Source organism: Nonomuraea sp. NPDC049784 (assembly GCF_040659615.1).
Lineage (GTDB): Bacteria > Actinomycetota > Actinomycetes > Streptosporangiales > Streptosporangiaceae > Nonomuraea.
On the sequence record NZ_JBFAMX010001169.1, the window covers coordinates 1 to 1,580 of the forward strand.

Below are 1,580 nucleotides of genomic sequence, written 5' to 3' on the forward strand. Positions count from 1 at the left end.
CCTGACGATCGCCTGCCTGGGGTGGCCGGCCGTCTCGGGTGGCTGGCGGCGATCGGCGGTCCAGGGCTTCGCTCTCCAGGCGGCGCAGCGCCGGCCCCGGGTCCACGCCCAGGTGCTCGGCCAGCAGCGTACGCGCCCGGCGCAGCACGGCGAGCGCGTCGCCCTGGCGCCCCGTACGGTACAGCGCCAGGGCCAGCAGCCGCCAGCCTTCCTCCCGCCATGGGTGATCGGCCACGTGCGCGTCCAGATCCGGCACCGCCGCCGCGGCAAGCCCCAGGGCCAGCCGGGCAGCGGCTCGGCGTTCGACGGCGTGCAGCCGCAGCTCCGTCAGCCGGGAGCGCTCCGCACGGGCCCAGGGTTCGTCGGCGAAGTCGGCGTAGGCGGGCCCGCGCCACCATCCCAGCGCCTCCTCCAGCCGCTCGAGGACCTCCTCGGGCGGTCCCGCGGCGGCCACCGCCCGTTCGAAGCGCCAGGCGTCCACCGTTTGCGGCTCGGCGCGCAACGCGTACCCCGGGCCCTCGGTGACCAGCAGTCGGGCCGGGGCGCGGGGCGGGCGATCCGGCTCCAGCGCCCGGCGCAGTGCCGCAACGAACGTGCGCACCGCGCCCACCGCATCGGCAGGGGGATCCTCCCAGAGGTCGGCCACCAGGCGGGAGACCGGGACCACGCGCCCCCGGGCGGCGATCAGCCGGGCCAGCACCGCACGATGCCGCGGCCCCTTCAAGCCGATCGCACGCCCGGCGCCGTCCCAAGCCGCCACCGGCCCCAGCACCCCGAACACCACCCGCACTTCCTGGTCACCCCCAGGTCACGGTAGCGCGCTCATCGGATGCTCATTCACGCCCGGCACGCTGGAGGCAGAACGCCGCGGAGCCGTAGGTGCGGCGGCAGTGCGCCACGCCTTACGCACAGCCTTTACGCCGCGCGGCGCCAGTGCGGCCACACTTATGCGCGGCCCCGCATCCCGTGTACGGCCCCGCACCCACGCGGGAGCTGGGACCCCACGAGCGGGATCGCACTCGCCGCGCGGACCTGTGCGTCGCGCGGGCGGGCTTTGCCGCGTTCATCCCAATGGGCCCAAACCGGCCCCAATCGACCCCAACGGAAAGAGCGCCATCATGGTCATCGAAGGCTTCACCTACCACCGCGTCCCCGTCGGCGACGGCGTGTCGCTCAGCGCGGCCGTCGCCGGCGAGGGCCGCCCGATCGTGCTGCTGCACGGCTTCCCGCAGACCCACCTCATGTGGCGGCACGTCGCCCCCGAGCTGGCGGCTGCCGGCCACACCGTCATCTGCCCCGACCTGCGCGGCTACGGCGCCAGCGACAAGCCCGCCGAGACCGGCCCCGACACCTACGCCAAGCGCACCATGGCCGCCGACATCATCGCCCTGGCCCGCGCTGGGCCACGAGCGCTTCGCCCTGGCCGGGCACGACCGCGGCGCCCTGGTCGCCTTCCGCGCCGCGCTCGACCACCCCGCCGCGATCACCCACCTGGCCTGCCTGGACGTGCTGCCGACCCTGGACATGTGGGAGGCGCTGCACGGCGCCGCCGCGGCCGTCGGCTTCCACCTCTACCTGAT

The 1,580-nt window shown here is 75.5% G+C and carries 1 protein-coding gene and 1 pseudogene; one reads left to right on the top strand and one right to left on the bottom strand.

All coding sequences use genetic code 11. The annotated features are described in order from the left end of the window. A partial coding sequence (locus AB0J09_RS64410) for a BTAD domain-containing putative transcriptional regulator (protein ID WP_360714323.1) occupies positions 1–790 on the bottom strand: 790 nt, incomplete at its 3' end. A gap of 328 nt (positions 791–1,118) precedes the next feature. Between AB0J09_RS64410 and AB0J09_RS64415 the strand changes: the two are divergent. Continuing rightward, positions 1,119–1,580: pseudogene (locus AB0J09_RS64415) on the top strand (alpha/beta hydrolase); the annotation flags it as partial.